The sequence below is a fragment of the Acinetobacter sp. TY2 genome (genome assembly GCF_046269225.1).
Taxonomy (GTDB): Bacteria; Pseudomonadota; Gammaproteobacteria; order Pseudomonadales; family Moraxellaceae; genus Acinetobacter.
The window spans coordinates 1-23,785 of record NZ_JBJZOR010000021.1 but is presented as its reverse complement, the minus strand read 5'-3'; the positions used below and the strand labels follow the sequence as shown (position 1 = coordinate 23,785).

Genomic DNA, 23,785 nt, shown 5'->3' with positions numbered 1-23,785 from the left:
GTTATGTCTATAAAATTTAATCAAGGTCTGCTTGCAGGCATTTGTATTGTATCGTCTTCATGGGTATTTGCCGCCGTGAAGGAATATCACCTTAACATCGACGAAGCTATTGTTAATGTGACAGGAAAACCTGTCAAACGTATCACGGTCAATGGTCAATTTCCTGCCCCTTTACTTGAGTTTGAAGAAGGTGATGATGCTGTTATTCATGTGCATAATAATTTAAAAACTCAGGATTCTTCAATCCATTGGCATGGATTACTTTTGCCTGGAATTATGGATGGTGTACCTGGTTTTAATGGCTTTAATGGCATTAAACCAAAAGGTGATTTCATTTATAAATTTAAAGTCCGTCAAAGCGGAACTTATTGGTATCACGCCCATTCTAAGGGGCAAGAACAGGATGGTTTATATGGCTCTTTTGTGATTTATCCAAAAGGTAAACAGCCATTGGCAACACATGAAAAAGCTGAACGTGATTATGTAGTGATGCTGTCAGATTTTCATGAAAAAACCAGTGATCAAATTCAAAAAGATTTGAAAATTTCCGCAGAATATTATCAAGATCAACGTGAAACACTCAGCGATGTATGGAAGCAAGTACAGCGTGATGGGGTAAAAGCAACGTGGTCTGATCGGAAAATGTGGAATCAAATGCGTATGCTGAAAACCGATATGTCTGATGTCACAGGCTATACGTTCCTCATCAATGGGAAAACACCTGAGCAAAATTGGACAGGCATGTTTAAGCCGAATGAGAAAGTGCGTTTGCGTTTTGTGAATGCTTCAGCAATGTCTTTTTATGATGTCAGTATTCCCAATTTAAAAATGACGGTTGTGGCGGCAGATGGTCAGTCTGTGAAACCAGTTGCAGTGGATGAATTCCGTATTGGTACTGCGGAAACTTATGATGTAATTGTTGAGCCAAAAATAGGACATTATCAGATTGAAGCGGAGTCTATTGATCGTTCAGGTTATGCGATTGGTACACTTCACAATGAATTGACTCCTGTGACACATGGCATACACATGCCTGCACCTCGTCCACGTTCACTTTTGACTATGGAGGATATGGGGCATGGTAGTGGTGATATGCAAGGCATGGATCACTCAAAGATGAATCATGCTGATATGCAAGGCATGGATCACTCAAAGATGAATCATGATGATATGCAAGGTATGAATCATTCAGAGATGGATCACAGTCAGCACAGCACATCAGTACCACAAAAAAATGATCAAGTGGTTTACGGTTGGGCAAATGCATCAACACCTGCAGGTAATAAAGCCTTGCAATACGCCGATTTAAAATCGCTTGAACCACAAAAAGATACACGTGAAGCAACAAGTGAGTTGGTCGTGCGTTTGGGTGGCACGATGGAGCGTTATATTTGGACGATTAATGGGAAAAAATTTAGTGACGCTGAACCATTGAAAGTGAAATATGGCGAGCGTATCCGTATCAAATTTATCAATGACAGTATGATGGCGCATCCGATGCATTTGCATGGAATGTTTATGCAGTTGGAAAATGGTCAATCGCCTGTGGATATGCCGAATAAACACACTTTGATTGTGCCACCAGGTAAAACAGTGACTGCTTTATTGACTGCGGATGAGTTGGGCGAATGGGCGATTCATTGTCATCTGTTGTACCACATGAGTGCTGGTATGATGAATAAACTCATTGTCGCAAATGTTAGCGATGGACAAGTATCTACAACGCTAATTCAAGGTGTAGCCAATAACGCTCAAAACAAAGTTCAAAACACAGCGACAACTGAGCAAAAAGGAGCTGAACATGCGCACCACTAATTTTGTATTAAAAGCGATTTTTTCGGTTGCAGTATTGAGTTTAAGTACTTTGAGTTTGGCACATGAAGGTCATCACCCATCTACAACAGAAGGAAAAAATACTTCAGGAATGAGTCAAATGGATCATTCACAACATTCTGCGCAAGAACATGAAAAACATGTACAGATGACCCATTCCGAATACATGAATCATCTGCAAGTACAATCTGAAAATACTCAGCAGAAAGATTCAACTGAAAAATCTCAGAATAAAAATGCAAAGAAAGGAGATCAACATGCACATCATTAATCTTTTTTCTAAAAGTGTTTTAGCGACGTCTTTGTTGATGGTGAGTGCTTTGAGTTTTGCTCATAATGGCGAGGATCATAGTGCAAAATCGACCACGACAGCTATGCCGATGGATCATTCACAAATGAACCATGCTGAAATGAACCATGCTGAGATGAAACAAGAATCTATGGATCATAGTCAGATGAATCATTCACAGCATCAGACAACTTCAGTAGTCAATCTGAACGAACCTATGCAAGATGGAGGTAGTCATCAAAACTCCCATCAAAATCATCACCGTAAAGAACATGGTGCGCAGATTTATGCAGTCACGACCGTAGATAATAAATGGTTGATGAATGAAGACGGCGTTGGTGCGTTAAAGTCAGAGTTTGAAACTCGTATTGGCACTGACGAAAATAAGATTTTTATTAAGTTTCATGCAGATAAAGAAGAATCACATGATGCACATTATAATGCTAAATTTTTATATAGCCGTATGATCTCAGACTTTTGGGATGCACAAATTGGCGCGCGTTATCGAAGTGAAAAAGTTGAATTAAATCATCATCAAAAAGATACTGAAGAAAATGTAGATGCTGTGATTGGTTTACATGGCATGGCACCGTATTTCTTTGAAACCGATGCATATTTTTATGCAGGTGAAGATAAGTATGCGGCATTTAGTTTAGAAACTGAACGTGATTTACTGATTACACAAAAGTTGATTATTCAGCCTTATTTAGAACTTAATGTGATTTTTAGTGATGATTCTAAATATGCTCAAAAATCAGGGTTGAGTAATGCAACCGCAGGGCTAGAAACCCGCTATGAAATTAGCAAGAAAATCATGCCGTATATCGACATTGCTTATGAATATTCGAAGGGCAATGATGAAACACCGTGGCAAGTTAAATCTGATTCTGAAAAAGGTTGGCTCTATGGTGCGGGTATTCGCTTTAAATTTTAAGATATAAGCACTGATAATTGTTGTGAAAATAGGGTTTTAAGGTTCTTGTCTTAAATCCCTATTTTTTACAGGTGTATTTTTAGTCAAAAAATGTAAATCATGATCAATGGAATTTCGAAATTGATTATACTGATCAAATTACAAGGAGGAACGACCTCCCTCATTCTTGAGTTTTCATCTAAAACTTGATCTTTTGAGAAAAATTCGTCAGGACGACCTGACTCTAATATAAATTTGGAGCAGGCATCATGGCTTGGATTTTTCTGATCTTTGCGGGCATTTTTGAAATTGTTTGGGCATATAGCATGAAAATGTCCGAAGGTTTTACTAAACTCACACCAAGTATTATTACCTTATTTTTTATGATTTTAAGCTTTGGTCTGTTGGCGTATGCAATGCGTACTTTGCCACTTGGGACGGCATATACCATTTGGACGGGCATCGGGGCGATCGGTTCATTCCTCGTTGGTATTTTTATTTTAGGTGAGCCTGCAACGGCTATGCGTATGTTTGCAGCAGTATTGATTGTTTCAGGCTTGGTTTTAATGAAAGTATCATCAAGTTAATGGTTGGATTTTGAGCACTATGTTTTTAAAATGTAGTGCTTTTTTATTTTGAATATGATTGATTTTTAAATTAAGGAAAGTGTTATGGCTTGGGTTTTATTGATTGTTGCAGGGGTTTTAGAAGTCATTTGGGCATATTTTATGAAAGTGTCCGATGGCTTTTCTAAACTTGTCCCAAGCGTATTGACCATTATTTTTATGATTGCAAGTTTTGCCTTATTGTCTTATGCCATGAAAACTTTGCCACTCGGTACGGCATATACCGTTTGGACAGGAATTGGGGCAATTGGCTCTTTTGCAGTGGGAATTTTCTTCTTAGGCGAGCCTGCTTCAGCAATGCGTATGCTTGCAGCTGTGTTGATTATTTCAGGTTTGGTATTGATGAAAATTTCTTCGAGTTAAGTTAATCTGTACCTTCATCCAAAGTCGGAGTAGAGAAATGCAACTTTTTTTTATGGAAATAGATTCACCTGTAGGCGTGTTAAAACTTGTTGCAAATGACATTTCGCTTATTGCGGTGCTTTGGGAAAATGAAACTCCAAATCGGGTGCGCTTGGCAGAGTTGATTGAAAATAAACAGCATCCCATTTTGCTAGAAACGCAAAAACAATTGAGTGAGTATTTTGAAGGGCAGAGAAAGATTTTTGATTTACCACTCGATTTCGAAGGTACAGAATTTCAACAAAAAGTTTGGCAAGCTCTACTTACCATTCCATTTGGTGAAACACGTAGTTATAAAGATATTGCAGAACAGATTGGCAATGTGAAAGCCGTTCGTGCAGTCGGTGCTGCTAATGGTAAGAATCCGATTTCGATTATTGCGCCGTGTCACCGTGTGGTTGGTGCAAATGGTAAATTGGTTGGCTTTGCGGGTGGGCTAGAGAATAAAGATGTATTGTTAAAGTTAGAGATGAAATGAATGTAAAATATTATCAAAAGGCTTATTTTCTTTTTTTATATTAAATTTTGCTAATCCTAATTCTGTTAACCTTATTTTTAATGTTTCCTGTGAAACCTTAAAGAAGTCAGCTAGAGGTATACAAATTTTACTGTAATTATCTAAATTACAAGGTTGCTCATCGATATATAGAAGTGAAAATCCTCTATAAGTGATGTTATGTTCTTTTATCAAATGTATGAATGTATTTGTAAGAACAGTTTCAGGTAATAGTAAACAGGCAGAAAAATAGTTGGCTTGGTATTCAACTCTATCTAAGTTTATTGGTAAAGAACTTGTAAACTCAATTTCTGTAGACGTAGTAGATGTCTGACGTTCAGTCTTTAAATATTTATCATGCCCTAAGAGAAGATGACCAATTTCATGGGCAAGAGCAAAATTAAATTGGGCTTGTGAAAATTTATTTTTACCGAAAAGCGTGATTTTTTTCTGACTAAAATTAATTTCAGCTATTGTGTTTTGATCTATAAGTTTTTCAGTTGTAAATACAGAAATATTAAAGTTATTTAAAACTTTTATGACATCTAATTGACCATTATTAGCTTTATATTGGTTATAAATATCCTCAGCTATTAATGAAATTTTAGTTTTTGATAAGTATGGAACATTAATTTTTTGTTGTTTAAAGTCTTTGAACATAATGTTTTTTTCATGCTCATTCAAAATTATTTCATTGATAAAGTCTTTAGGATAGAGTGTAAATTTACTAGGTGTTTGAATGAAAGTGTTGCCAAACTTCCATTCATTATAACCTTCATCTATCAATGCCTCTTTTATTTCAGGTTCTAATTCTTTTAAGCGTTTTTTTTGACGGTTTAATATAATTTCAGGTGTTGTGCTCGTCTGTATAACTTTCCACAGAGTAATTCCTCTATTTTTAGCAAAGGTTAATCCACCAGATTGAAAACCCACAGTAGTTATACAAATAGGGCTAATCTTTTGATAACGAATTTGGTCAACTTTTGAGGCAAATTCTTCAATATCGTCAACAGGAACTTTATGGTTATAATTTTTACACTCAATTACAAATATTAAAAAAGGATCATCCTGATTTGAAAGGAAAACCTCTAAAACTAAATCAAAGAATATATTCTTTTCTCTATCTTTTGAATAGAAAGGCTTCTGTTGTGTAAGACGACACTGATTAGGAGTAAAAGGGAAAATTTTTTGTTGAATTAGTGCAGTAAAATAATGGAAAGTAAAATTCTCGTACTCAGGACCTTTCAGTGTCATTTATTTATGAATATCATTAGTTTGATGTTTACAATTATAAATTATCTTGATGAAAATGTAAGCTATATTTGTTTGAGTATTTTTATTTATAAGTTTTATTCGTACGAATAAAACTTATAAATAAAATAACTTAAAATCGTTTTGGAATTTTCTGACCACCCTCAATAGGGCTATCCGCATTTTTTAACACACCAAATAACCATGCTTCAGCGTGATTGACTGCGACATTTAAAGCATCACCCATCGCTAAGCGTCCTGCAATAAAGCTTGCTAAAGAACAACCTGAACCATGATATTCACCATCAAGGCGTGGACATTTTGTTTCAGAAATCAATTCACCATTGATATACAAAGCATTACGAATATATTCAGGTGTATCTTCATGTCCACCTTTGACTAAAACGGCTTTTGCACCCATTGTAAAGAGTTTAGCGGTAGCTTTTACTAAATCATTTTCACCTGTTAAAGCACGAAGCTCAACGGTATTTGGCGTGATCACGGTTGCGTGTGGAATTAGCTCGACAAAGGCTTTGACCAAAGTTTCTTGATTGCCCAATGAACCGCCACTATTGGCGACTAAAACAGGATCAAGTACATATAAGTAATCGGGATGTTCACGTAAAAACTCAGCAAGTGTAGCAATATTATCTGTTGTGCCAAGCATGCCTGATTTAATCGCTTTAATTGGTAAATCATTGACCACGGCATTGGCTTGCGCAAGCAATAATTCTTTAGATGTTGCTTCAAAACCAAAGACTTGTTGTGAGTTTTGTATGGTTAATGCTGTACAAGCAATAGCAGCATGTGCGCCACTTTGACCAATCGCTTCAATATCTGCTTGTAAACCCGCACCACCTGAAGGATCAAGACCCGAAAAACACAGTACAGTTGGACGCACCTGATTATCCTTAAATCACAAATTTACGCTAGTATAGGCAACTTTTCGGGAACTCTCGATAGCTAAATAGAGGTAGATTGTGATTAAAAATATTTTGATTGATTTAGATGGCACATTAACCGATCCTAAAGTAGGTATTACCACATCTGCACGTTATGGCTTAGCAAAAGTTGGACACCCAATTGCAGATAGTGAAAATATTGACTGGATTATTGGACCACCACTCAAAGCATCACTTGCCAAGATTTTAAAGGTTGATGTTCATGCGGATTTAGCCGAACAAGCATTACTTGGTTATCGTGAGCGTTTTTCGGTGACAGGTTTATTTGAAAATCATCTATTTGATGATGTTACTTCGACATTACAAGAGCTGAAAAAACAAGGTTATAAACTGTTTTTAGCGACGGCTAAACCTGAAGTTTATGCACGTCAAATTTTACAACATTTCGAATTGTTGCAATATTTTGATTATCCTTACGGCAGTGAGTTGACAGGTGAGCGTACCAATAAAGGCGATTTGATCGGTTATATTCTAGAACAAGAAAAATTAGAACCTACTGAATGTTTAATGGTGGGTGACCGTGAGCATGATATTTTTGGTGCGCGCCGTTTTGGTATTGAAACCATTGCGGTGGAATATGGTTATGGCTCAAAACAAGAGTTGGATGAAGCACAACCTAAAGCTCGAATTCAAACTTTTGCTGAATTACTCAATGTAATTTGAGTGGAGTATTTATTACTTACTGATGTTATCCATAGTATAAGTACTATTTCTTATAAACTTATTTGGCAGAGTCGTGCATCAAAAGTTTAACCGTAGGGATTAGTCCTCGGCTAGAGGTACTTTTGTTTTGGCAAAAGTACCTAAAACCATTGTTATTTGCAGAAATCATTCACTTCCGTCAACTAATTCCAATCATCGCAGAAACATTTTTATCTAAAGTAGTCCTGCCTCGGACAAATGCGCATACCACGTATCCAAATTCTTCAAGTGGTAAAATATGATTTTAATAATACGACCTAACATTAGTTAGCTATTTACTATTACGATCATTTTAATCTCGTACAACCCATCTTTGAAAAAGAGGGGTTGTTTTTGAATTAAATACCCAATAGACCCTTAATCTCATGCGTAATATTGGCAAGATTTGCTTGGTTATGAGGAATGGTCATACTTTTAAAACCATCACCACGAAATTTACGATCCACTTCTAAAAGCACATGTGTTTGATGTTGTTCAGCGACAAATGAAACTTCAATTTCATTAATACCACTAAAAATTCCTTGTGGTTTAAATTCTAATTCTTGATAGCAACCAATTGTGGATTGAAAATTATTGCCACGTAACGTACCTTTTTCCGTGTCTACGGTTGCAAGTTGATAGCCACATTGTTGCATCGCTTGAATGAAAGCCTGTTGTGTGGGTGTTGGTGAAATTTGTAAAAAATCTTTATCAGTCGCATCAAGTCCCCAGTCCACATCTAAATGCGTATGTAGCCAAACACGGCTTTTATTCTGACGACATTGTATTTCTGTAATCGGCGTTTCAAAAGGGAGCTGAATTGAAAATGGAAAATTATGTGATTGATTAGTTTGAAGCTCAAATGCACCACTAATATGCCACTGGGCAATATTAAGTGCGGTATTATGCTCAGAATCATTCGATTCAACTTCGGCAGTCGTCATCAACTGTAAATAGATACCATTGATGTTTTTATTCGATGAACCACCTCTAAATAGCACCTCACCTAAAAGATTTTGTCCTGCTTGTACATGAGAGTTATGTAGGCGAGTATCGACCTGAATGCCTTGAATTCCGAGGCTAGACATAATTCTGTTGAACATGATGTGTTTCCCAATGTTGATGGCTCTCAATATATATGCAGATTCAAATGTGAAAATAGAGCTATGTCAATGTTATCATTGTGAAATAATTTATTAAAAATTAAAAAATATGACTAAAATTATCATTCGTCATTTTTAATTGTTGTTCATATTTCATGGAGTAAAACCAATTAAAGCGGTCTAAAAATTTAAATTAGAAAAACTACCTCACATCCAAATATAAAGATTCCTTGATTTCCTCCATCACAATATAACTATGAGATGAGGCAGAAGAAGGGAGTTTTTTTAATAAATCACCTAAAAGTCGACGATAAGCACTCATTTCCTTTAAACGTGCTTTGACCAAATAATCAAAATCACCTGAAATTAAATGGCACTCTTGTACCTCAGGAATTTCCATTAAGTCTTTAGCGACCTGTTCAAAGACATCCCCAGATTTTGCAGATAGGCTAATTTCTAAAAAAACCAATAAATTTCGATCTAAATGTTTAGGATTGAGCCGTGCGTGATAACCCATGATGATGCCTTCACGTTCTAAGCGTTTAACGCGTTCTGAACATGGTGTTGTCGATAAACTGACACGGGATGCCAACTCGCTAATTGCAATCCGACCTTCATTTTGTAGAATATCTAAAATCATCCGATCTATACGGTCTAACTTACGCATCAAGAAAATCCTTTTTTTCTTTAATTTGCACGATAAAAAATTAAAACACCTAAATTATAACCTTAAAAATAGTGAAATAAACTATTGAGGCAAAAATATACTAGTTAAATAAACTAGTAAATGTGTAAAGGATGAGACATGCGTGTAATTGTATTAGGTAGTGGTGTAATTGGTGTCGCAAGTGCATATTACCTCGCGCAGCAAGGAGCACAAGTTACAGTTTTAGACCGCCAAGCTGGGCCTGCAGAAGAAACAAGTTTTGGTAATGCAGGTCAAATTTCTCCTGGATACTCGACACCGTGGGCTGCGCCAGGGATTCCATTCAAGGCTGTAAAATGGATGTTCCAACATCATGCACCGCTTGCAATCAATATGGATGGTAGCATGTGGCAGTTACAGTGGATGGCACAAATGCTGAAAAACTGTAATGCACAAAGTTATGCGATCAACAAGGAACGTATGACTCGCGTTGCAGAATATAGCCGTGATTGTTTAAGAGAACTTCGTAAAGAAACAGGTATCCAATACGAAAACCGTTCAAAAGGTACTTTGCAAGTTTTCCGTAACGAAGCGCAGTTAGACATGGTGCAACGAGATATTGCGGTATTGAAAGAATGTGGCGTTCCACACGAATTATTATTGAAAGATGATTTAGCCAAAGTAGAACCTGCTTTGGAATATGCGAAAGATAAATTGGTCGGTGGTTTACATTTACCGAATGATGAAACGGGCGATTGTTACTTATTTACCAATGCTTTAGCAAATTTAGCGAAAGATTTAGGTGTTGAATTTAAGTTTAACCAAAATGTTGAAAAGCTTGTGGTTGAAGGCGATGAAATTAAAGGCGTGTTGGTCAATGGTGAAGTGCTGACAGCCGATCGTTATGTATTAGCATTTGGTAGTTATTCTCGTGATTTCTTAAAACCACTTGAATTAAACTTGCCTGTTTACCCTGTAAAAGGTTACTCGCTTACCATTCCTATTGTTGATGCAAATTTTGCACCGCAATCTACGGTACTTGATGAAACTTACAAAATTGCCATTACGCGTTTTGATCAACGTATCCGTGTTGGTGGCATGGCTGAATTAAGTGGATTTAACCACGGTTTAAATAAAGATCGTCGTGGCACTTTAGAAATGGTGACACAAGACTTATTCCCAGGTGGTGATTTGGCTCAAGCCTCTTTTTGGACAGGTTTACGTCCAATGACACCAGATAGTACGCCGATTATTGGTGCGACCAAGTTTAAAAACTTATTCCTCAATACAGGTCACGGAACTTTGGGTTGGACGATGGCATGTGGTTCGGGCAAGTTAATTAGTGATTTAGTTCTTAATCATAAAACGGACATTAGCACTGAAGGTCTATCTATTCAGCGTTATCCGTATGCTGCTTAACTTTGTTAAGCATCTCTCCCTAGCCCTCACTTGAGCTGAATTTTAAACTAGTACTTTGAAATTCGCTCAAGAGAGGGAATATTGATTAGAGAATCAGTGAGATAAGGCTTTGTGAATAAGGCCTAATCTATTTAAAAGTTAGGACATTGACCAATATTCAAGGACGAAACAATGCCAAGACCTATTCAGGCGGTTATCCATTTAGATGCATTACAGCACAATTTAAATATTGCACGACAAGCGACGCCACGGAGTAAAGTCTTTGCTGTGGTGAAAGCCAATGCTTATGGGCATGGCATCGAACGTGTTTATGATGCCTTTAAAACGGCGGATGGATTTGCGCTGCTGGATATCGCTGAAGCCATTCGTGTTCGAGATTTAGGTTGGACAGGTCCAATTTTACTTTTAGAAGGCTTTTTTTCAGCCGAAGATCTGGTGGATTGTGAACAATATCGATTGAGTTTTAGTATTCACAATGAACAACAAGTAGAATGGCTTGAGCAATTTCAAGCGAAAAATGAAACTCAATTTGACGTTTTTCTCAAAATGAATACAGGGATGAACCGTTTAGGTTTCCAGCCTGAGATGTATCGAAATATTTGGCAAAGATTAAAGCAATCTGAGGCCGTAAAATCGATTACCCACATGATGCATTTTTCAGATGCTGATGGTGACCGTCTAGGTCAAGAGGGTATTCAATATCAACACACAGTATTTGAACAAACCATTCAAGGTTTGGATGGTGAGTGTTCAATTTCAAACAGCGCAGCTATTCTCCGTCATTCTAAAAAGTTACATTCAGACTATGTTCGTAGCGGCATTATGCTGTATGGTAGCTCTCCCGATTTTCCGACGCATAGCATTCAAGATTGGAATCTAAAACCGACGATGAGTTTGCGTAGTGAAATTATCGCTATTCAAGAAATACAAACCAACGATACCGTTGGTTATGGTTCAAAATTTACTGCAACACGCACAATGAAAGTTGGAATTGTTGCCTGTGGTTATGCCGATGGTTATCAACGTATTTCACACAATGCACCTGTGCTCGTAAATTCGATCCGTACACAAACGATTGGTCGTGTCAGCATGGATATGTTGGCGGTTGATCTTACAGATATTGAAGATGTACAGATTGGAGCTGAAGTTGTACTTTGGGGAAAATCCTCAACAGGAGCAGTTCTGTCTATAGATGATGTTGCTGAAAGCTCGGGTACGGTTGGATATGAGTTGATGTGCGGTATAACAACTCGTGTTCCATTTAAAATTTTGGAATAACAGTGATTTAAATATCAATTGTCATTCAAAAGATATAGATACTTTGGAAATAGTATCTTCTATAAACAACGATTTAAAGGAAATATTGATGTCAAATCAAACACATTCAGATATTCAAAATATTAACCCAACGCATGTAATGAGTGCGGCAACTGTCTTTAATAAAGTGGTGTATTTATCGGGTCAAGTGCCTAAAAATACTGATGCTGATATTACGGGACAGACTCAAGATATTCTAGCAACGATCGATCAGTTACTTGCGGAAGCGAATACGGATAAATCACGTTTATTGTCTGCGCATATTTATATTAAGAATCTTTCTGATTTTCAAACATTCAATACGGTATGGATTGATTGGATCAAAGACAGCGTGCCACCTGCACGTGCCACCATTCAAGCTGATTTAGTTAATCCAGATTGGCTGATCGAAATTGCAGTGACTGCTGCACAGCGCTAAACAGTAAAAGGTTAACGTGTAAAACCAACGAACCTTGTGTAAAGCAGAAGGTTCGTTTTGTTTGATTGAACCATAGAACGAGGATGTTCTTACGCCACAAGCGGGTTGAATCTCCCAAAGTTGTCAAAAAGGATATTTTAATGACAAATATAAGTCATCAAGAGGACGAACAATCGTCGCCACATGAGCTTCAGCGAAAACTATCCAATCGTCATTTACAGTTAATTGCGATTGGCGGTGCGATTGGTACAGGTCTATTTATGGGATCTGGAAAAACCATTTCTCTAGCAGGGCCATCAATCTTAATCATTTATATGATTATTGGTGCAATGTTCTTTTTCCTCATGCGTGCATTGGGGGAGATTTTACTTTCAAATTTACATTACAAATCCTTTATTGATATGGCACATGACCTTATTGGGCCAGGTGCTGGTTATTATATTGGGTGGTCATATTGGCTTGGTTGGATCCTTGTAGGTATCGCCGATCTTGCTGCAATTATCAATTATCTTAATTTTTGGCTACCCGAAGGAATGGCATTTACCCCAATGGGGCAAGCGCTAATAAGTGCAGGATGTGTATTGCTTGTTCTCGGAATTAATTTACTCACGGTCAAATTATTTGGTGAGATCGAGTTTTGGTTTGCTCTGATTAAAATTTTAGCCATCGTTGGTTTGATTTTAATTGGTGGCTATATGGTGATGACTCATTTTGTCGCACCAAGTGGTTCCGTTGCAAGCTTTAGCAATGTTTGGACAAATGGTGGCATGTTTCCAAAAGGAGGAATGGGCTTTTTAGCAGGTTTCCAAATTGCACTGTTTGCTTTTGTCGGCGTTGAACTGATTGGAACGATGGCTGCAGAAACTAAAGATCCTGAAAAGAACTTACCTAAAGCAGTTAATGCGATTCCAACACGAATTATTTTATTCTATGTTTTGGCATTATTTATTGTGATGTCAGTAACGCCTTGGACAGAAATTCCTGCCGATCAAAGTCCCTTTGTGACGCTGTTTATGCATGCAGGTATTGGTGGTGCAGCGCTGATTATGAATTTAGTTGTACTTTCTTCAGTGATGTCTTCAATGAACAGTGGCGTGTTTTCAACAAGTCGTATGTTGTTTGGTTTGGCAAAAGAAGGTCAAGCACCTGAAAAGTTGGCAGAATTATCGAGTCGTGCCGTTCCTGCAAAAGGTTTAATTTTCTCTTGTGGATTTATCATGGCAGGTGCTGCCTTACAGTACTTCGTACCGAATACTGTGGAAGCATTTACCTTGGCAAGCTCGCTTTGTGTGATTTTATTTATTAGTATTTGGGGACTTATTATGGTGTGTTATTTACGCTATCGTAAGTTACGTCCTCAATTACATGAAAGCTCTAATTTCAAAATGCCAGGTGGTATTTGGATGTCTTATACTGTCCTGATCTTTCTTGCTTCAATGCTCGTTGTATTGAGCCTAGAAGCAGACACATTTAGAGCATTACTCATTAGTCCTTTATGGATCATTATTTTAACAACAACCTATTATTTCGTATATAAACCACGAATGGCTAACCGGAAGAAATAAAAACTATTAAGCCTAGGCAATAGTGAGTTATTTTGCAGGAGATATGTTTTCATATCTCCTGTTTTTTTACAAATTGTTCAAAATATAGTTTTGAAATTAAAATAAAAATAGCTTTCAATATCAGGCTGGAAAAACAGAATACTAATATGCGAAATTATAAGATCGATGTTTTACGTGGTATTTCAATTCTTTTGGTACTTATTCACCACTTTAATATTCCGTACAAATTGCATGACACTTTTTTAGGTGTGCACTTTTTTGGAGAAAGCCTAAGTACCTTGATTGCCCGCAATGGCAACTATGGCGTAACGATATTTTTTGTCATTTCAGGCTTTCTCATTACCCAACATACTTTACAACGAAGTCGTTCACTTGCCGATATCAAGCTCAAAGACTTCTATATTCGCCGTATTGCTCGCATTATACCTTGTTTAGTTTTACTGGTGGTAATGGTCACTATACTAGGTGCTATGGGTTTAAAACCCTTTATTAATCAAGCACCAAATGATATTGAAGTATCTTATAGCTTAACGATTTTTGCGGCCTTTACCTTTTGGATGAATATTCTGATCATTGAAAATGGCTGGGTGAATTACGCACTTGGCGTATTGTGGTCGTTATCGGTTGAAGAGGTTTTTTATCTTGCCTTTCCAGTATTGTGTGTATTACTTGGACGAAGCAAAGGCTTTATTCTATTCTTATTTGCCATTATTTGTTATGCACCATATTTCCGATCTTTACATTTTGGCGAAGATAGTGGGGTGTATTTATATCATTATTTTTCAAGTTTTGACGGGATCGCAATTGGTTGTTTAACGGCTTTAATTGTGCAGAATTTTAAAATTAATTCATCAGCTATAAAAGTCATCGTTCCAGTCGTTTCAGTGTTAATGATTGGACTGTATCTATATGCACCTATCAAAGAAGTCAGCACATGGGGAATCAGTGCGTTTGCATTATTTTCTGCAATTTTAATTTTTTGTTTTGCGCAAAATCCACAAGTGCATGGACAATCATTCATTACAAAAATCATGGTGTGGATTGGTCAGCGCAGTTATGAAATGTATTTATTTCATCTGATTGTTTTGGGTTTGATGAAAGTTTTTTACTTTCCAAAAGAAACGTTGCCTATTGAAAAATTGATACTTTTACCAATTTATTTTATTGCGGTGTTTATCTTGAGTTGGGCGATCGAAAAGTATTATTCAACACCGTTAAATCGAGTGATTAGGAAGAAATTTATTAGGTATTGAAAGTAATGAATTGAGTCATGTTATAGTTAGTAGTAATTGTAAATCAACAAAGTGTCAATTTTCCTAATGATTTTACTCCTTGATATTGATGGAGTTTTGGAGACGTCTCCCTCTTGGAAACAACCAGAATTCTTAGAAGACAAATTCTATAAATTTAATGAGAACTCTCGTAAAAACTTTATTGAAGTTATTAACAAAATTAATCCTGAAATCATTTTGACAACTACTCACAGAATTAATTACAACTTAACGGAATGGAATAAAATATTTGAATTGAGGGGGATAAATGTTAGTAAGATATCTAAAATAAATAACGCAAAAAAAGCAACCGACATTAAGAAGAGAAATGTTGAAATTGAAGAATGGTTTTTAAATAATAGAACTGCTGAATTTTTAATTCTTGACGATGATAAAATTTTAAACGAACTAACCGATAACTTAAAAAATCGTTGGATACAAATAGACCCTATGCTTGGAATCACCGAATCAATAAGAGACCAAATATTGGAAAGAATAAACAATTGAAACTAAAGTTTTATTTTGTACATTAATAAATAAAAAACCTCCTAAATGGAGGTTTTTTATTTATAGATCAAAACGTCGGTTTAACCACCACCAAAATCACTACTGCAAATAAAATCAGTGTTGGCATTTCATTGAAAAAGCGCCAAAATTTATGTGACTTGTAGTGTGCATTGCCAATCAACTTTTGACGGTAGTAACCACATACAAAATGATAAATCACCAATAGCCCAACTAGACCTACTTTGAGATAAAACCAAGTTGCTTCATGATAATGCCGTGTTGGATCACCCCAATCGACAAGGAAGTGCGCTGTAATGAGTGTTGCGATCATTGCAGGCATCATAATGCCACGATACAGCTTACGTTCCATGACTTCAAAGCGTTGATGACTAATAGCATCATCACTCATAGCATGGTAGACATAAAGACGAGGAAGATAGAATAGGGCAGCAAACCAACAAACAACTGCAATAATATGAAGTGCTTTTACCCAAAGGAAAGCATCTGAAGGAGCATCCATCTATTTACCCTTAAAAGGGCAGTGTGTGGAAAGTTGATCATTCACCATCAATGTTGATGAATGATCAAAATTTCTGAACTTAGCCTGCCCATTTTTTGAAAATAAGGCATGCGTTTACACCGCCAAAACCGAAACTGTTACTCATTACAGTATTCAATTTTGCGTCACGTTTTTCAAGTACGATGTCATAACCTTTTGCACCTTCATCAAGTTCAGTTACGTTGATGTTTGGCGCAATGAAGTCATTTTGCATCATTAAAATAGAATAAATCGCTTCTTGAACACCTGCAGCACCTAGGCTGTGACCCGTCATAGACTTAGTTGAGCTAAATGCAGGCACTTGACCTTCACCAAATGCACGTTCCATTGCTTTAAGCTCAGTGATGTCACCTGCAGGCGTTGATGTACCATGCGTATTTACATAGTCAATTTGATCAACACCATGCTGTTTTGCTTCTTCTAAAGCCATAAGGATACAACGTGTTGCGCCTTCACCTGATGGTGCAACCATGTCAGCACCATCTGAGTTAGCAGCATAGCCTACCACTTCAGCTAAAATATTTGCACCACGTGCTTGTGCATGCTCAAGTGATTCAAGAACAACAAAACCACCACCGCCAGCAATCACGAAACCATCACGGTCAGCAGAGTAAGGACGTGAAGCTGTTTCAGGTGTTTCGTTATATTTAGAACATAACGCACCCATTGCATCAAACAATAAGCTTTGTGACCAATGATCTTCTTCACCACCACCAGCAAGCATTAAATCTTGCTTGCCGAGTTGAATCAGATTGTATGCATAACCAATGGCATCGGCAGACGTTGCACAAGCACTGGTAATTGAATGTGCGACACCTTGTAATTTGAATGCGACACCGACATTTGCTGTAATAGTATTGGACATATTACGTGGGACGAAGAATGGACCAACTTTACGTGCGCCTTTGGTATTGAGTAACTCATTCATCTCAATAACAGATGCTGTTGAACCACCACCTGAACCACCTGCAATACCGTAACGAGGATTGCCACCAATTTGCTCAGCAGTTAAGCCAGCATGTTCAACGGCTGCCAAGGCAGAGTTGTAAGCATACATGGCACATACGCCCATAAAGCGTTTGAGTTTACGGTCAATGCCATCAAAATTTTGTTCAGCGGCTGCGCTTACATGACTTTTAAAATTAAGTTCTTCGTAAGTTGAATTATGACGTGTTCCTGAAATACCGTTTTCTAAAGAATTTTGAACAGCTTCTAATGTATTACCGATACATGAGTTGATACCCATACCCGTGATCACAACACGTTTCATCTACAGTTCCCTTTATGGTGATGGTGCAGTATCTGACTGACATAGATCGGTTATATAGAAAATATATTGCTTGACTATTGATCGGCAGATACTAATTTGAAATTATGCTCATCATAACAGAAAGAATTTTGAATTCTTATGGCAAATCCGTGCCTCTGCTTGAAAAGCAACAATGGCGAATTTGTTCACCTATATGACACTAAAAATTACAGTTTAAAGTTGTGTTAAATCAAGACTACACCTAGTATCAAGGACAATTATAGAGAACAAGGATAATGGGGGATAAATGACAAATTCTGATCACAAACAATCACGCAGTTTAGTCTCTAATGTATTTGGAGTGGCTAAAAAGCTCAGTGCGACAGGCTTAAGTGTTATGAATCATGTCGCACCTGGAACTGTTTCTAAGCTGACACAGGCACCTGAGGCATCACAAGTGATACAAGGTTCAGCCCGAACAAAGGGTGTGTTTGAAAAAAAACAATATGACAATCCGCAACAAATGATGCGTGAACATTTACCGAAAGTTTCAAGCCAACTGCTTGGAAGACACTACAAAAAAATGAATCAGGTAGTTTCATTTATTTCACCCGATTTAAACGACAAACTTTCCGATTATGTTTTTGATAAACTCAATGATGCTGTTTCACAGCTCACCTCAGTGGAAGGTTTACTCAAAGAAGTTGGGGCAAAAAGTTTAGAGGAATTGGCGAAAGACCCTGAACGTGCAGCACGGATTAGTCAGGCATTGGCAAATCAAAATAAAATCATTGCTGCATTACAAGGTGCAGTAACAGGCTCAACAGGTGTTATTGGTGCAGCATTAGATGTACCGACATCACTTGCACTTGCGCTCCGTAGTATTTATCACACAGGTCGTGCTTACGGTTTTGAGTTGAAAGTTGAAGATCAAAACATTGTTGAATATATTTTTAAACAACTCGATTTAGGCACAGTTGCAGAAAAACAGGCTTTACTTGCTACTTTGAGAACACTGAGCCAAGTCGCTCAAACACATAATATGAGTCAGCTGCAACAATTACTTGGTTCGAGTAATGACACTGAAATGCTGAAAAAAATGCTTACCAACGATGATGGTAGCTTTAAATGGGCATGGATGAATAATATCCCTCAAATGGGTTTTATTTCTCGCCTGACACCATTAGCGAGCATTGGCATCAGTGCTATATATAGTTGGAAATTGGTTGATGATGCAACAGACCATGCCAAAGTTGTTTTTCATGGCGCCCGCCAATATATATTGCAACATCCTGAAAATGATTTAGATGCATTGACGGCGTATGAGAGGTTTTTAGCTCAAGCACCTGTTTTGTTACTTGATGCATCCAATACATTAGCAGACGATGCAGTGGATGCCGCCCCTGAAAATGATGCTATACAGCCGATTTCAGATGTTCAAGTTGCACCAAAAACTAAGGGGGAAGCTGTCCCATTAGTTGATGTATTGAATGAGAATGAAGCAACGCTAAAAAAAGTGACTGAAAAAGTACAGCAAGATGAGGAGCTCATTGTTGAGCCTGATGTGAAAGTACCTTTAGAAAACTCAACAATAGATACAATAGCGCAAAACAATACTGAGCCATCTCTTGATTCAGCTGACATGAAGTCTAAACCTCTGGCAACAGAACAAGTACAGATTGAAGGCGAAAATACAAAAAAGCCAACTGAGAAGAAGCGTACAATACGTAAAACAGCAGTTAAAAATGAAGAGCCACTCAGCTCAAAAGAAGATACTTCTCAGCCGAACGATTAAAAATGACTGAAAAAAGTCATGAAATATGTAAATGGTTGGTATTTGGCGTATTGCCGAATATTGACCATTTTCACTTCATGGAATACAATTGCGTGCCCTTAAAAAGTAGTATTTTTTTGGGTTTTTATTTAACGGGAGATTTGCCAAATGGCAACAACAAATCAGTTGATCCGTAAGGGTCGCACAACTTTGGTTGAAAAATCAAAAGTTCCTGCGTTGAAGGCTTGTCCACAACGTCGTGGTGTTTGTACACGTGTTTACACAACTACACCTAAAAAACCTAACTCAGCAATGCGTAAAGTTTGCCGTGTTCGCTTAACTTCAGGTTTTGAAGTTTCTAGCTATATCGGTGGTGAAGGCCATAACCTACAAGAGCACAGTGTTGTTCTTATCCGTGGTGGTCGTGTTAAAGATTTACCAGGTGTACGTTACCATACCGTTCGTGGTTCTTTAGACTGTGCTGGCGTGAAAGATCGTAACCAGTCACGTTCTAAATACGGTACTAAACGTCCTAAGAAATAATTCTTTTAAGAATTATTTTTAAGATGTAGAACCGCAATCCTTTATCGTCTCGCTTGTCTGATTTCTGCATTTAATTTTGTGAAATTCAAGCGACGTGTAGTAAGGCCAGCGAAAGGTGCATGACACTTTGCACTAATGCTGGATAAACCTGAAGTGTCATATTTATTAGGTAGTTTAAAATGCCAAGACGTCGCGTAGTTGCTGCTCGTGAAATCCTTCCGGATCCGAAGTTCAGTAGCCAAACAATCGCTAAATTCATGAACCACGTAATGCAAGATGGTAAAAAATCTATTGCTGAAAGTATCGTTTACGGTGCTTTAGACCGCGTTCAAGAAAAATCTAAAGTTGACCCAGTTGAATTTTTCGAGACTACTCTTGAAAAAGTTCGTCCTATGGTCGAAGTAAAAGCACGCCGTGTTGGTGGTGCTACATACCAAGTACCTATGGAAGTACGCCCATCCCGTCGTACTGCCTTGGCTATGCGTTGGTTAGTAGATGCTGCTGCTAAGCGTTCTGAAAAAACTATGGCGTTACGTCTTGCTGGTGAGTTGCTTGATGCAGCTGAAGGTAAAGGCTCAGCGATCAAAAAACGTGAAGATGTGCACCGTATGGCTGAAGCTAACAAAGCCTTCTCTCACTACCGCTTCTAAGCGGTTAAAACAGTCCTTAATCAGGAGAATACTCATGCGTATTGCAGCTCGATTTAACATCGCACTCTTCCAAAGCGGGGGATGGGCGGGTATTTAAGTTGCCCATTACGTCTGAGTATCCGTACGCATCAATACTCTATTGATGCGTACTGTTTTAAACAACAAAATTTAGGAATGCAAGAAATCATGGCACGTCAAACCCCAATTTCTCGTTATCGTAACATTGGTATTTCTGCGCACATTGATGCCGGTAAAACTACAACAACTGAACGTATCTTGTTCTACACAGGTGTATCTCACAAAATCGGTGAAGTACATGATGGTGCAGCAACAATGGACTGGATGGAGCAAGAGCAAGAACGTGGTATTACAATCACTTCAGCTGCTACGACTACATTCTGGTCAGGTATGTCTAAGCAATTTCCTGAACACCGTATCAACGTAATTGATACACCGGGACACGTAGACTTCACAATCGAAGTTGAACGTTCTATGCGTGTTCTTGATGGTGCATGTATGGTTTACTGTGCTGTAGGTGGTGTTCAACCTCAGTCTGAAACTGTATGGCGTCAAGCAAACAAATACCAAGTACCGCGTTTAGCATTCGTGAACAAGATGGACCGTACAGGTGCAAACTTCTTCCGTGTTGTTGAACAAATGCGTACTCGTTTGGGTGCTTCTCCTGTACCAATCGTAATTCCTGTTGGCGCTGAAGATAACTTCCAAGGCGTGATCGACTTAATCGAAATGAAAGCGATCATTTGGGATGAAAAATCTCAAGGTATGGAATTCGAATACGGTGAAATTCCAGCTGATCTTCAAGCAAGTGCTGAAGAATGGCGTACAAACATGGTTGAAGCAGCAGCTGAAGCATCTGAAGAACTGATGGACAAATACCTTGAAGAAGGTGAGTTGTCTAAAGAAGAAATCGTTGCTGGTATTCGTACCCAAACTCTTGCTGGTTTAATTCAACCAATGCTTTGTGGTACAGCGTTCAAAAACAAAGGTGTTCAACGTATGTTGGATGCTGTAATTGAATTCTTACCATCACCTACAGAAGTTAAAGCGATTGAAGGTGTACTTGACGATAAAGCTGAAACTAAAGCGACTCGTGAAGCATCTGATGAGCAACCGTTCTCTGCACTTGCGTTCAAAATCATGAATGACAAATTCGTAGGTAACTTGACTTTCGTACGTGTTTATTCTGGTGTTCTTAAGCAAGGTGACTCGGTTTTCAACCCTGTTAAATCTAAGCGTGAACGTATTGGCCGTATCGTGCAAATGCACGCAAACGATCGTCAAGACGTTGAAGAAATCCGCGCTGGTGATATCGCTGCATGTGTAGGTCTTAAAGACGTTACTACTGGTGATACGCTTTGTGATGAAAAACACGTTATTACACTTGAACGTATGGAATTCCCAGAGCCAGTTATTGCATTGGCTGTGGAACCAAAAACTAAAGCTGACCAAGAAAAAATGTCAATTGCTTTAGGTCGTTTGGCTAAAGAAGATCCATCATTCCGTGTACGTACTGACGAAGAGTCAGGTCAAACAATTATTGCTGGTATGGGTGAACTTCACCTTGACATCATTGTTGACCGTATGAAGCGTGAATTCGGTGTTGAAGCAAACATTGGTAAACCAATGGTTTCTTACCGTGAAACGATTAAAAAGACTGTTGAACAAGAAGGTAAATTTGTTCGTCAGACTGGTGGTAAAGGTAAATTCGGTCACGTATACGTACGTCTTGAGCCGATGGAAGCTGATGCTGAAAAAGACTATCAATTCGTTGAAGAAGTTGTTGGCGGCGTAGTACCTAAAGAATTCTTTGGTGCGGTTGACAAAGGTATTCAAGAACGTATGAAGAATGGTGTACTTGCTGGTTACCCTGTTGTGGGTATCAAAGCGACATTGTTTGATGGTTCTTACCATGATGTCGATTCGGACGAATTATCGTTCAAAATGGCGGGTTCTTATGCCTTCCGTGATGGTTTCATGAAAGCGGATCCTATCCTTCTTGAACCAATCATGAAAGTTGAAGTAGAAACTCCAGAAGACTACATGGGCGATATCATGGGTGACTTAAACCGTCGTCGTGGTATGGTTCAAGGTATGGAAGATCTTCCTGGTGGTACTAAAGCGATTAAAGCTGAAGTTCCATTGGCTGAGATGTTCGGTTACGCAACTTCTATGCGTTCTATGTCTCAAGGTCGTGCGACATATTCTATGGAATTCTCTAAATATGCTGAAACTCCACGTAACGTGGCTGAAGGCATCATTTCTAAATTCCAGTCAGGCGGTAAAAAAGGTGACGACGAGTAATCTTTCGATTACTATAAGTCCAAACTAATACATAGTTAAAACTCAAGTACTCATGCAGTGACCCTGTATGAGTAGTTAAAAAAGGAAGCTCTCATGGCTAAGGCTAAGTTTGAACGTAATAAGCCACACGTAAACGTGGGTACAATTGGTCACGTCGACCATGGTAAAACAACTTTAACAGCTGCAATTGCAACTGTTTGTGCTAAACAGTTCGGTGGCGAAGCGAAAGATTACGCTGCAATTGACTCAGCACCAGAAGAAAAAGCACGTGGTATTACAATTAATACTTCTCACGTAGAATACGATTCTGTAATTCGTCACTACGCGCACGTAGACTGTCCAGGTCACGCCGATTATGTTAAAAACATGATTACTGGTGCTGCTCAAATGGATGGCGCGATTCTTGTATGTTCAGCGACTGATGGTCCTATGCCACAGACTCGTGAACACATCCTTCTTTCTCGTCAGGTTGGTGTACCTTTCATTCTTGTTTTCCTTAACAAGTGTGACATCGTAGATGACGAAGAGTTAATCGAATTAGTAGAAATGGAAGTTCGTGAACTTCTTTCTACTTATAACTTCCCTGGTGATGACACTCCTGTAATCCGTGGTTCAGCTCTTCTTGCATTGAATGGCGATGAAGGCCCTTACGGTGTTCCAGCTGTTCTTGCTCTTGTTGAAGCGCTTGACACTTATATCCCAGAACCAGAACGTGCAATCGATAAAGCATTCCTTATGCCAATCGAAGATGTATTCTCTATCTCAGGTCGTGGTACAGTAGTAACTGGCCGTGTTGAGTCTGGTATCGTTAAAGTTGGTGAAGAAGTAGAAATCATTGGTATTAAAGATACAGTTAAAACAACTGTAACTGGCGTAGAAATGTTCCGTAAACTTCTTGACGAAGGTCGTGCTGGCGAGAACTGTGGTGTTCTTCTTCGTGGTACTAAACGTGAAGACGTTCAACGTGGTCAAGTACTTGCTAAACCAGG

General features: G+C 38.2%; 24 protein-coding genes. 18 read left to right on the top strand and 6 right to left on the bottom strand.

Features of this window, described 5'->3' with window-relative positions; all coding sequences use genetic code 11:
• Positions 1-3 precede the first annotated feature (3 nt).
• The 6 genes from ACK1JC_RS12755 to ACK1JC_RS12730 all read left to right on the top strand — a co-directional run bounded on the left by ACK1JC_RS12755 (position 4) and on the right by ACK1JC_RS12730 (position 4,541).
• A complete protein-coding gene (locus ACK1JC_RS12755; protein WP_409512251.1) occupies positions 4-1,815 on the top strand; it encodes a copper resistance system multicopper oxidase in 1,812 nt (603 codons plus the stop codon).
• Positions 1,802-2,104: a hypothetical protein gene (locus ACK1JC_RS12750; RefSeq protein ID WP_409512250.1), complete on the top strand. Its 303-nt coding sequence runs from the start codon at positions 1,802-1,804 to the stop codon at positions 2,102-2,104. The genes ACK1JC_RS12755 and ACK1JC_RS12750 overlap by 14 nt, the downstream gene beginning before the upstream one ends.
• Positions 2,091-3,056: a copper resistance protein B gene (locus tag ACK1JC_RS12745; protein WP_409512249.1), complete on the top strand. Its 966-nt coding sequence runs from the start codon at positions 2,091-2,093 to the stop codon at positions 3,054-3,056. Before ACK1JC_RS12750 ends, ACK1JC_RS12745 begins: the two co-directional genes overlap by 14 nt.
• Positions 3,057-3,304: 248 nt before the next feature.
• Positions 3,305-3,622 carry a DMT family transporter gene (locus ACK1JC_RS12740; protein WP_409512248.1) on the top strand — a complete coding sequence of 106 codons (318 nt, stop codon included), beginning with the start codon at positions 3,305-3,307 and terminating at the stop codon, positions 3,620-3,622.
• An 84-nt stretch (positions 3,623-3,706) separates the two neighbouring features.
• Positions 3,707-4,024 (top strand): DMT family transporter, encoded by a 318-nt coding sequence (locus ACK1JC_RS12735; protein ID WP_409512247.1) that lies wholly within the window; start codon positions 3,707-3,709, stop codon positions 4,022-4,024.
• A gap of 37 nt (positions 4,025-4,061) precedes the next feature.
• Complete coding sequence (locus ACK1JC_RS12730; RefSeq protein ID WP_409512246.1) at positions 4,062-4,541, top strand: methylated-DNA--[protein]-cysteine S-methyltransferase; 480 nt, start codon at positions 4,062-4,064, stop codon at positions 4,539-4,541.
• Here the strand turns inward: ACK1JC_RS12730 and ACK1JC_RS12725 are convergent.
• Entirely contained in the window at positions 4,527-5,813 is a 1,287-nt protein-coding gene (locus ACK1JC_RS12725; protein WP_409512245.1) for an ImmA/IrrE family metallo-endopeptidase, read from the bottom strand. The genes ACK1JC_RS12730 and ACK1JC_RS12725 overlap by 15 nt on opposite strands.
• 130 nt (positions 5,814-5,943) lie before the next feature.
• Positions 5,944-6,711 (bottom strand): hydroxymethylpyrimidine/phosphomethylpyrimidine kinase, encoded by a 768-nt coding sequence (locus ACK1JC_RS12720; protein WP_409512244.1) that lies wholly within the window; start codon positions 6,709-6,711, stop codon positions 5,944-5,946.
• A gap of 79 nt (positions 6,712-6,790) precedes the next feature.
• Here ACK1JC_RS12720 and ACK1JC_RS12715 point away from each other — a divergent pair, with 79 nt between their 5' ends.
• Entirely contained in the window at positions 6,791-7,435 is a 645-nt protein-coding gene (locus ACK1JC_RS12715; protein ID WP_409512243.1) for an HAD-IA family hydrolase, read from the top strand.
• Between the two features lie 377 nt (positions 7,436-7,812).
• On the opposite strand, the gene ACK1JC_RS12710 is transcribed toward ACK1JC_RS12715, so the two are convergent.
• The gene (locus ACK1JC_RS12710; protein WP_409512242.1) at positions 7,813-8,556 is read right to left on the bottom strand and encodes a sporulation protein; all 744 of its coding nucleotides are present in this window, start codon (positions 8,554-8,556) and stop codon (positions 7,813-7,815) included.
• A 202-nt stretch (positions 8,557-8,758) separates the two neighbouring features.
• Positions 8,759-9,223, bottom strand: coding sequence for an Lrp/AsnC ligand binding domain-containing protein (locus ACK1JC_RS12705; protein WP_409512241.1), 465 nt, complete (start codon positions 9,221-9,223; stop codon positions 8,759-8,761).
• Between the two features lie 138 nt (positions 9,224-9,361).
• Between ACK1JC_RS12705 and ACK1JC_RS12700 the strand changes: the two genes are divergently transcribed.
• The 6 genes from ACK1JC_RS12700 (at position 9,362) to ACK1JC_RS12675 (ending at position 15,699) form a co-directional block, all read left to right on the top strand.
• Positions 9,362-10,621 (top strand): D-amino acid dehydrogenase, encoded by a 1,260-nt coding sequence (locus ACK1JC_RS12700; RefSeq protein ID WP_409512240.1) that lies wholly within the window; start codon positions 9,362-9,364, stop codon positions 10,619-10,621.
• Between the two features lie 171 nt (positions 10,622-10,792).
• Positions 10,793-11,899 (top strand): alanine racemase, encoded by a 1,107-nt coding sequence (gene alr, locus ACK1JC_RS12695; RefSeq protein ID WP_409512239.1) that lies wholly within the window; start codon positions 10,793-10,795, stop codon positions 11,897-11,899.
• Positions 11,900-11,987: 88 nt separating this feature from the next.
• The gene (locus ACK1JC_RS12690) at positions 11,988-12,356 is read left to right on the top strand and encodes a RidA family protein (RefSeq protein WP_409512238.1); all 369 of its coding nucleotides are present in this window, start codon (positions 11,988-11,990) and stop codon (positions 12,354-12,356) included.
• Positions 12,357-12,496: 140 nt separating this feature from the next.
• Positions 12,497-13,921 (top strand): amino acid permease, encoded by a 1,425-nt coding sequence (locus tag ACK1JC_RS12685; RefSeq protein ID WP_409512237.1) that lies wholly within the window; start codon positions 12,497-12,499, stop codon positions 13,919-13,921.
• Positions 13,922-14,067: 146 nt separating this feature from the next.
• Complete coding sequence (locus ACK1JC_RS12680) at positions 14,068-15,174, top strand: acyltransferase family protein (RefSeq protein WP_409512236.1); 1,107 nt, start codon at positions 14,068-14,070, stop codon at positions 15,172-15,174.
• A gap of 66 nt (positions 15,175-15,240) precedes the next feature.
• On the top strand, positions 15,241-15,699 hold the full coding sequence (locus ACK1JC_RS12675; RefSeq protein WP_409512235.1) for an HAD domain-containing protein: 459 nt from the start codon (positions 15,241-15,243) through the stop codon (positions 15,697-15,699).
• A gap of 67 nt (positions 15,700-15,766) precedes the next feature.
• Here ACK1JC_RS12675 and hemJ read toward each other — a convergent pair whose 3' ends face one another.
• Both hemJ and ACK1JC_RS12665 read right to left on the bottom strand, forming a co-directional pair.
• The gene (gene hemJ, locus ACK1JC_RS12670) at positions 15,767-16,219 is read right to left on the bottom strand and encodes a protoporphyrinogen oxidase HemJ (protein WP_409512234.1); all 453 of its coding nucleotides are present in this window, start codon (positions 16,217-16,219) and stop codon (positions 15,767-15,769) included.
• A 79-nt stretch (positions 16,220-16,298) separates the two neighbouring features.
• Complete coding sequence (locus ACK1JC_RS12665) at positions 16,299-17,528, bottom strand: beta-ketoacyl synthase N-terminal-like domain-containing protein (protein ID WP_409512233.1); 1,230 nt, start codon at positions 17,526-17,528, stop codon at positions 16,299-16,301.
• A 286-nt stretch (positions 17,529-17,814) separates the two neighbouring features.
• Here ACK1JC_RS12665 and ACK1JC_RS12660 point away from each other — a divergent pair, with 286 nt between their 5' ends.
• From ACK1JC_RS12660 to tuf, 5 genes are all read left to right on the top strand, one after another.
• Positions 17,815-19,302, top strand: a complete 1,488-nt coding sequence (locus ACK1JC_RS12660; RefSeq protein WP_409512232.1) for an EcsC family protein — start codon at positions 17,815-17,817, stop codon at positions 19,300-19,302.
• A 147-nt stretch (positions 19,303-19,449) separates the two neighbouring features.
• Entirely contained in the window at positions 19,450-19,824 is a 375-nt protein-coding gene (rpsL, locus tag ACK1JC_RS12655) for a 30S ribosomal protein S12 (protein WP_002050319.1), read from the top strand.
• A 179-nt stretch (positions 19,825-20,003) separates the two neighbouring features.
• Positions 20,004-20,474: a 30S ribosomal protein S7 gene (gene rpsG / locus ACK1JC_RS12650; protein WP_409512231.1), complete on the top strand. Its 471-nt coding sequence runs from the start codon at positions 20,004-20,006 to the stop codon at positions 20,472-20,474.
• Between the two features lie 186 nt (positions 20,475-20,660).
• Positions 20,661-22,796, top strand: coding sequence for an elongation factor G (gene fusA, locus ACK1JC_RS12645; RefSeq protein WP_409512281.1), 2,136 nt, complete (start codon positions 20,661-20,663; stop codon positions 22,794-22,796).
• 93 nt (positions 22,797-22,889) lie between these two features.
• On the top strand, positions 22,890-23,785 hold an 896-nt coding region (tuf, locus tag ACK1JC_RS12640; protein ID WP_409512230.1), incomplete at its 3' end, for an elongation factor Tu.

Bases quoted from the DNA above. Each gene is read 5' to 3' on its own strand.
- ACK1JC_RS12755 (WP_409512251.1), top strand. From the start codon at position 4: ATGTCTATAAAATTTAATCAAGGTCTGCTTGCAGGCATTTGTATTGTA.
- ACK1JC_RS12750 (WP_409512250.1), top strand. From the start codon at position 1,802: ATGCGCACCACTAATTTTGTATTAAAAGCGATTTTTTCGGTTGCAGTA.
- ACK1JC_RS12745 (WP_409512249.1), top strand. From the start codon at position 2,091: ATGCACATCATTAATCTTTTTTCTAAAAGTGTTTTAGCGACGTCTTTG.
- ACK1JC_RS12740 (WP_409512248.1), top strand. From the start codon at position 3,305: ATGGCTTGGATTTTTCTGATCTTTGCGGGCATTTTTGAAATTGTTTGG.
- ACK1JC_RS12735 (WP_409512247.1), top strand. From the start codon at position 3,707: ATGGCTTGGGTTTTATTGATTGTTGCAGGGGTTTTAGAAGTCATTTGG.
- ACK1JC_RS12730 (WP_409512246.1), top strand. From the start codon at position 4,062: ATGCAACTTTTTTTTATGGAAATAGATTCACCTGTAGGCGTGTTAAAA.
- ACK1JC_RS12725 (WP_409512245.1), bottom strand. From the start codon at position 5,813: ATGACACTGAAAGGTCCTGAGTACGAGAATTTTACTTTCCATTATTTT.
- ACK1JC_RS12710 (WP_409512242.1), bottom strand. From the start codon at position 8,556: ATGTTCAACAGAATTATGTCTAGCCTCGGAATTCAAGGCATTCAGGTC.
- ACK1JC_RS12705 (WP_409512241.1), bottom strand. From the start codon at position 9,223: ATGCGTAAGTTAGACCGTATAGATCGGATGATTTTAGATATTCTACAA.
- ACK1JC_RS12700 (WP_409512240.1), top strand. From the start codon at position 9,362: ATGCGTGTAATTGTATTAGGTAGTGGTGTAATTGGTGTCGCAAGTGCA.
- alr (WP_409512239.1), top strand. From the start codon at position 10,793: ATGCCAAGACCTATTCAGGCGGTTATCCATTTAGATGCATTACAGCAC.
- ACK1JC_RS12690 (WP_409512238.1), top strand. From the start codon at position 11,988: ATGTCAAATCAAACACATTCAGATATTCAAAATATTAACCCAACGCAT.
- ACK1JC_RS12685 (WP_409512237.1), top strand. From the start codon at position 12,497: ATGACAAATATAAGTCATCAAGAGGACGAACAATCGTCGCCACATGAG.
- ACK1JC_RS12680 (WP_409512236.1), top strand. From the start codon at position 14,068: ATGCGAAATTATAAGATCGATGTTTTACGTGGTATTTCAATTCTTTTG.
- ACK1JC_RS12675 (WP_409512235.1), top strand. From the start codon at position 15,241: ATGATTTTACTCCTTGATATTGATGGAGTTTTGGAGACGTCTCCCTCT.
- hemJ (WP_409512234.1), bottom strand. From the start codon at position 16,219: ATGGATGCTCCTTCAGATGCTTTCCTTTGGGTAAAAGCACTTCATATT.
- ACK1JC_RS12665 (WP_409512233.1), bottom strand. From the start codon at position 17,528: ATGAAACGTGTTGTGATCACGGGTATGGGTATCAACTCATGTATCGGT.
- ACK1JC_RS12660 (WP_409512232.1), top strand. From the start codon at position 17,815: ATGACAAATTCTGATCACAAACAATCACGCAGTTTAGTCTCTAATGTA.
- rpsL (WP_002050319.1), top strand. From the start codon at position 19,450: ATGGCAACAACAAATCAGTTGATCCGTAAGGGTCGCACAACTTTGGTT.
- rpsG (WP_409512231.1), top strand. From the start codon at position 20,004: ATGCCAAGACGTCGCGTAGTTGCTGCTCGTGAAATCCTTCCGGATCCG.
- fusA (WP_409512281.1), top strand. From the start codon at position 20,661: ATGGCACGTCAAACCCCAATTTCTCGTTATCGTAACATTGGTATTTCT.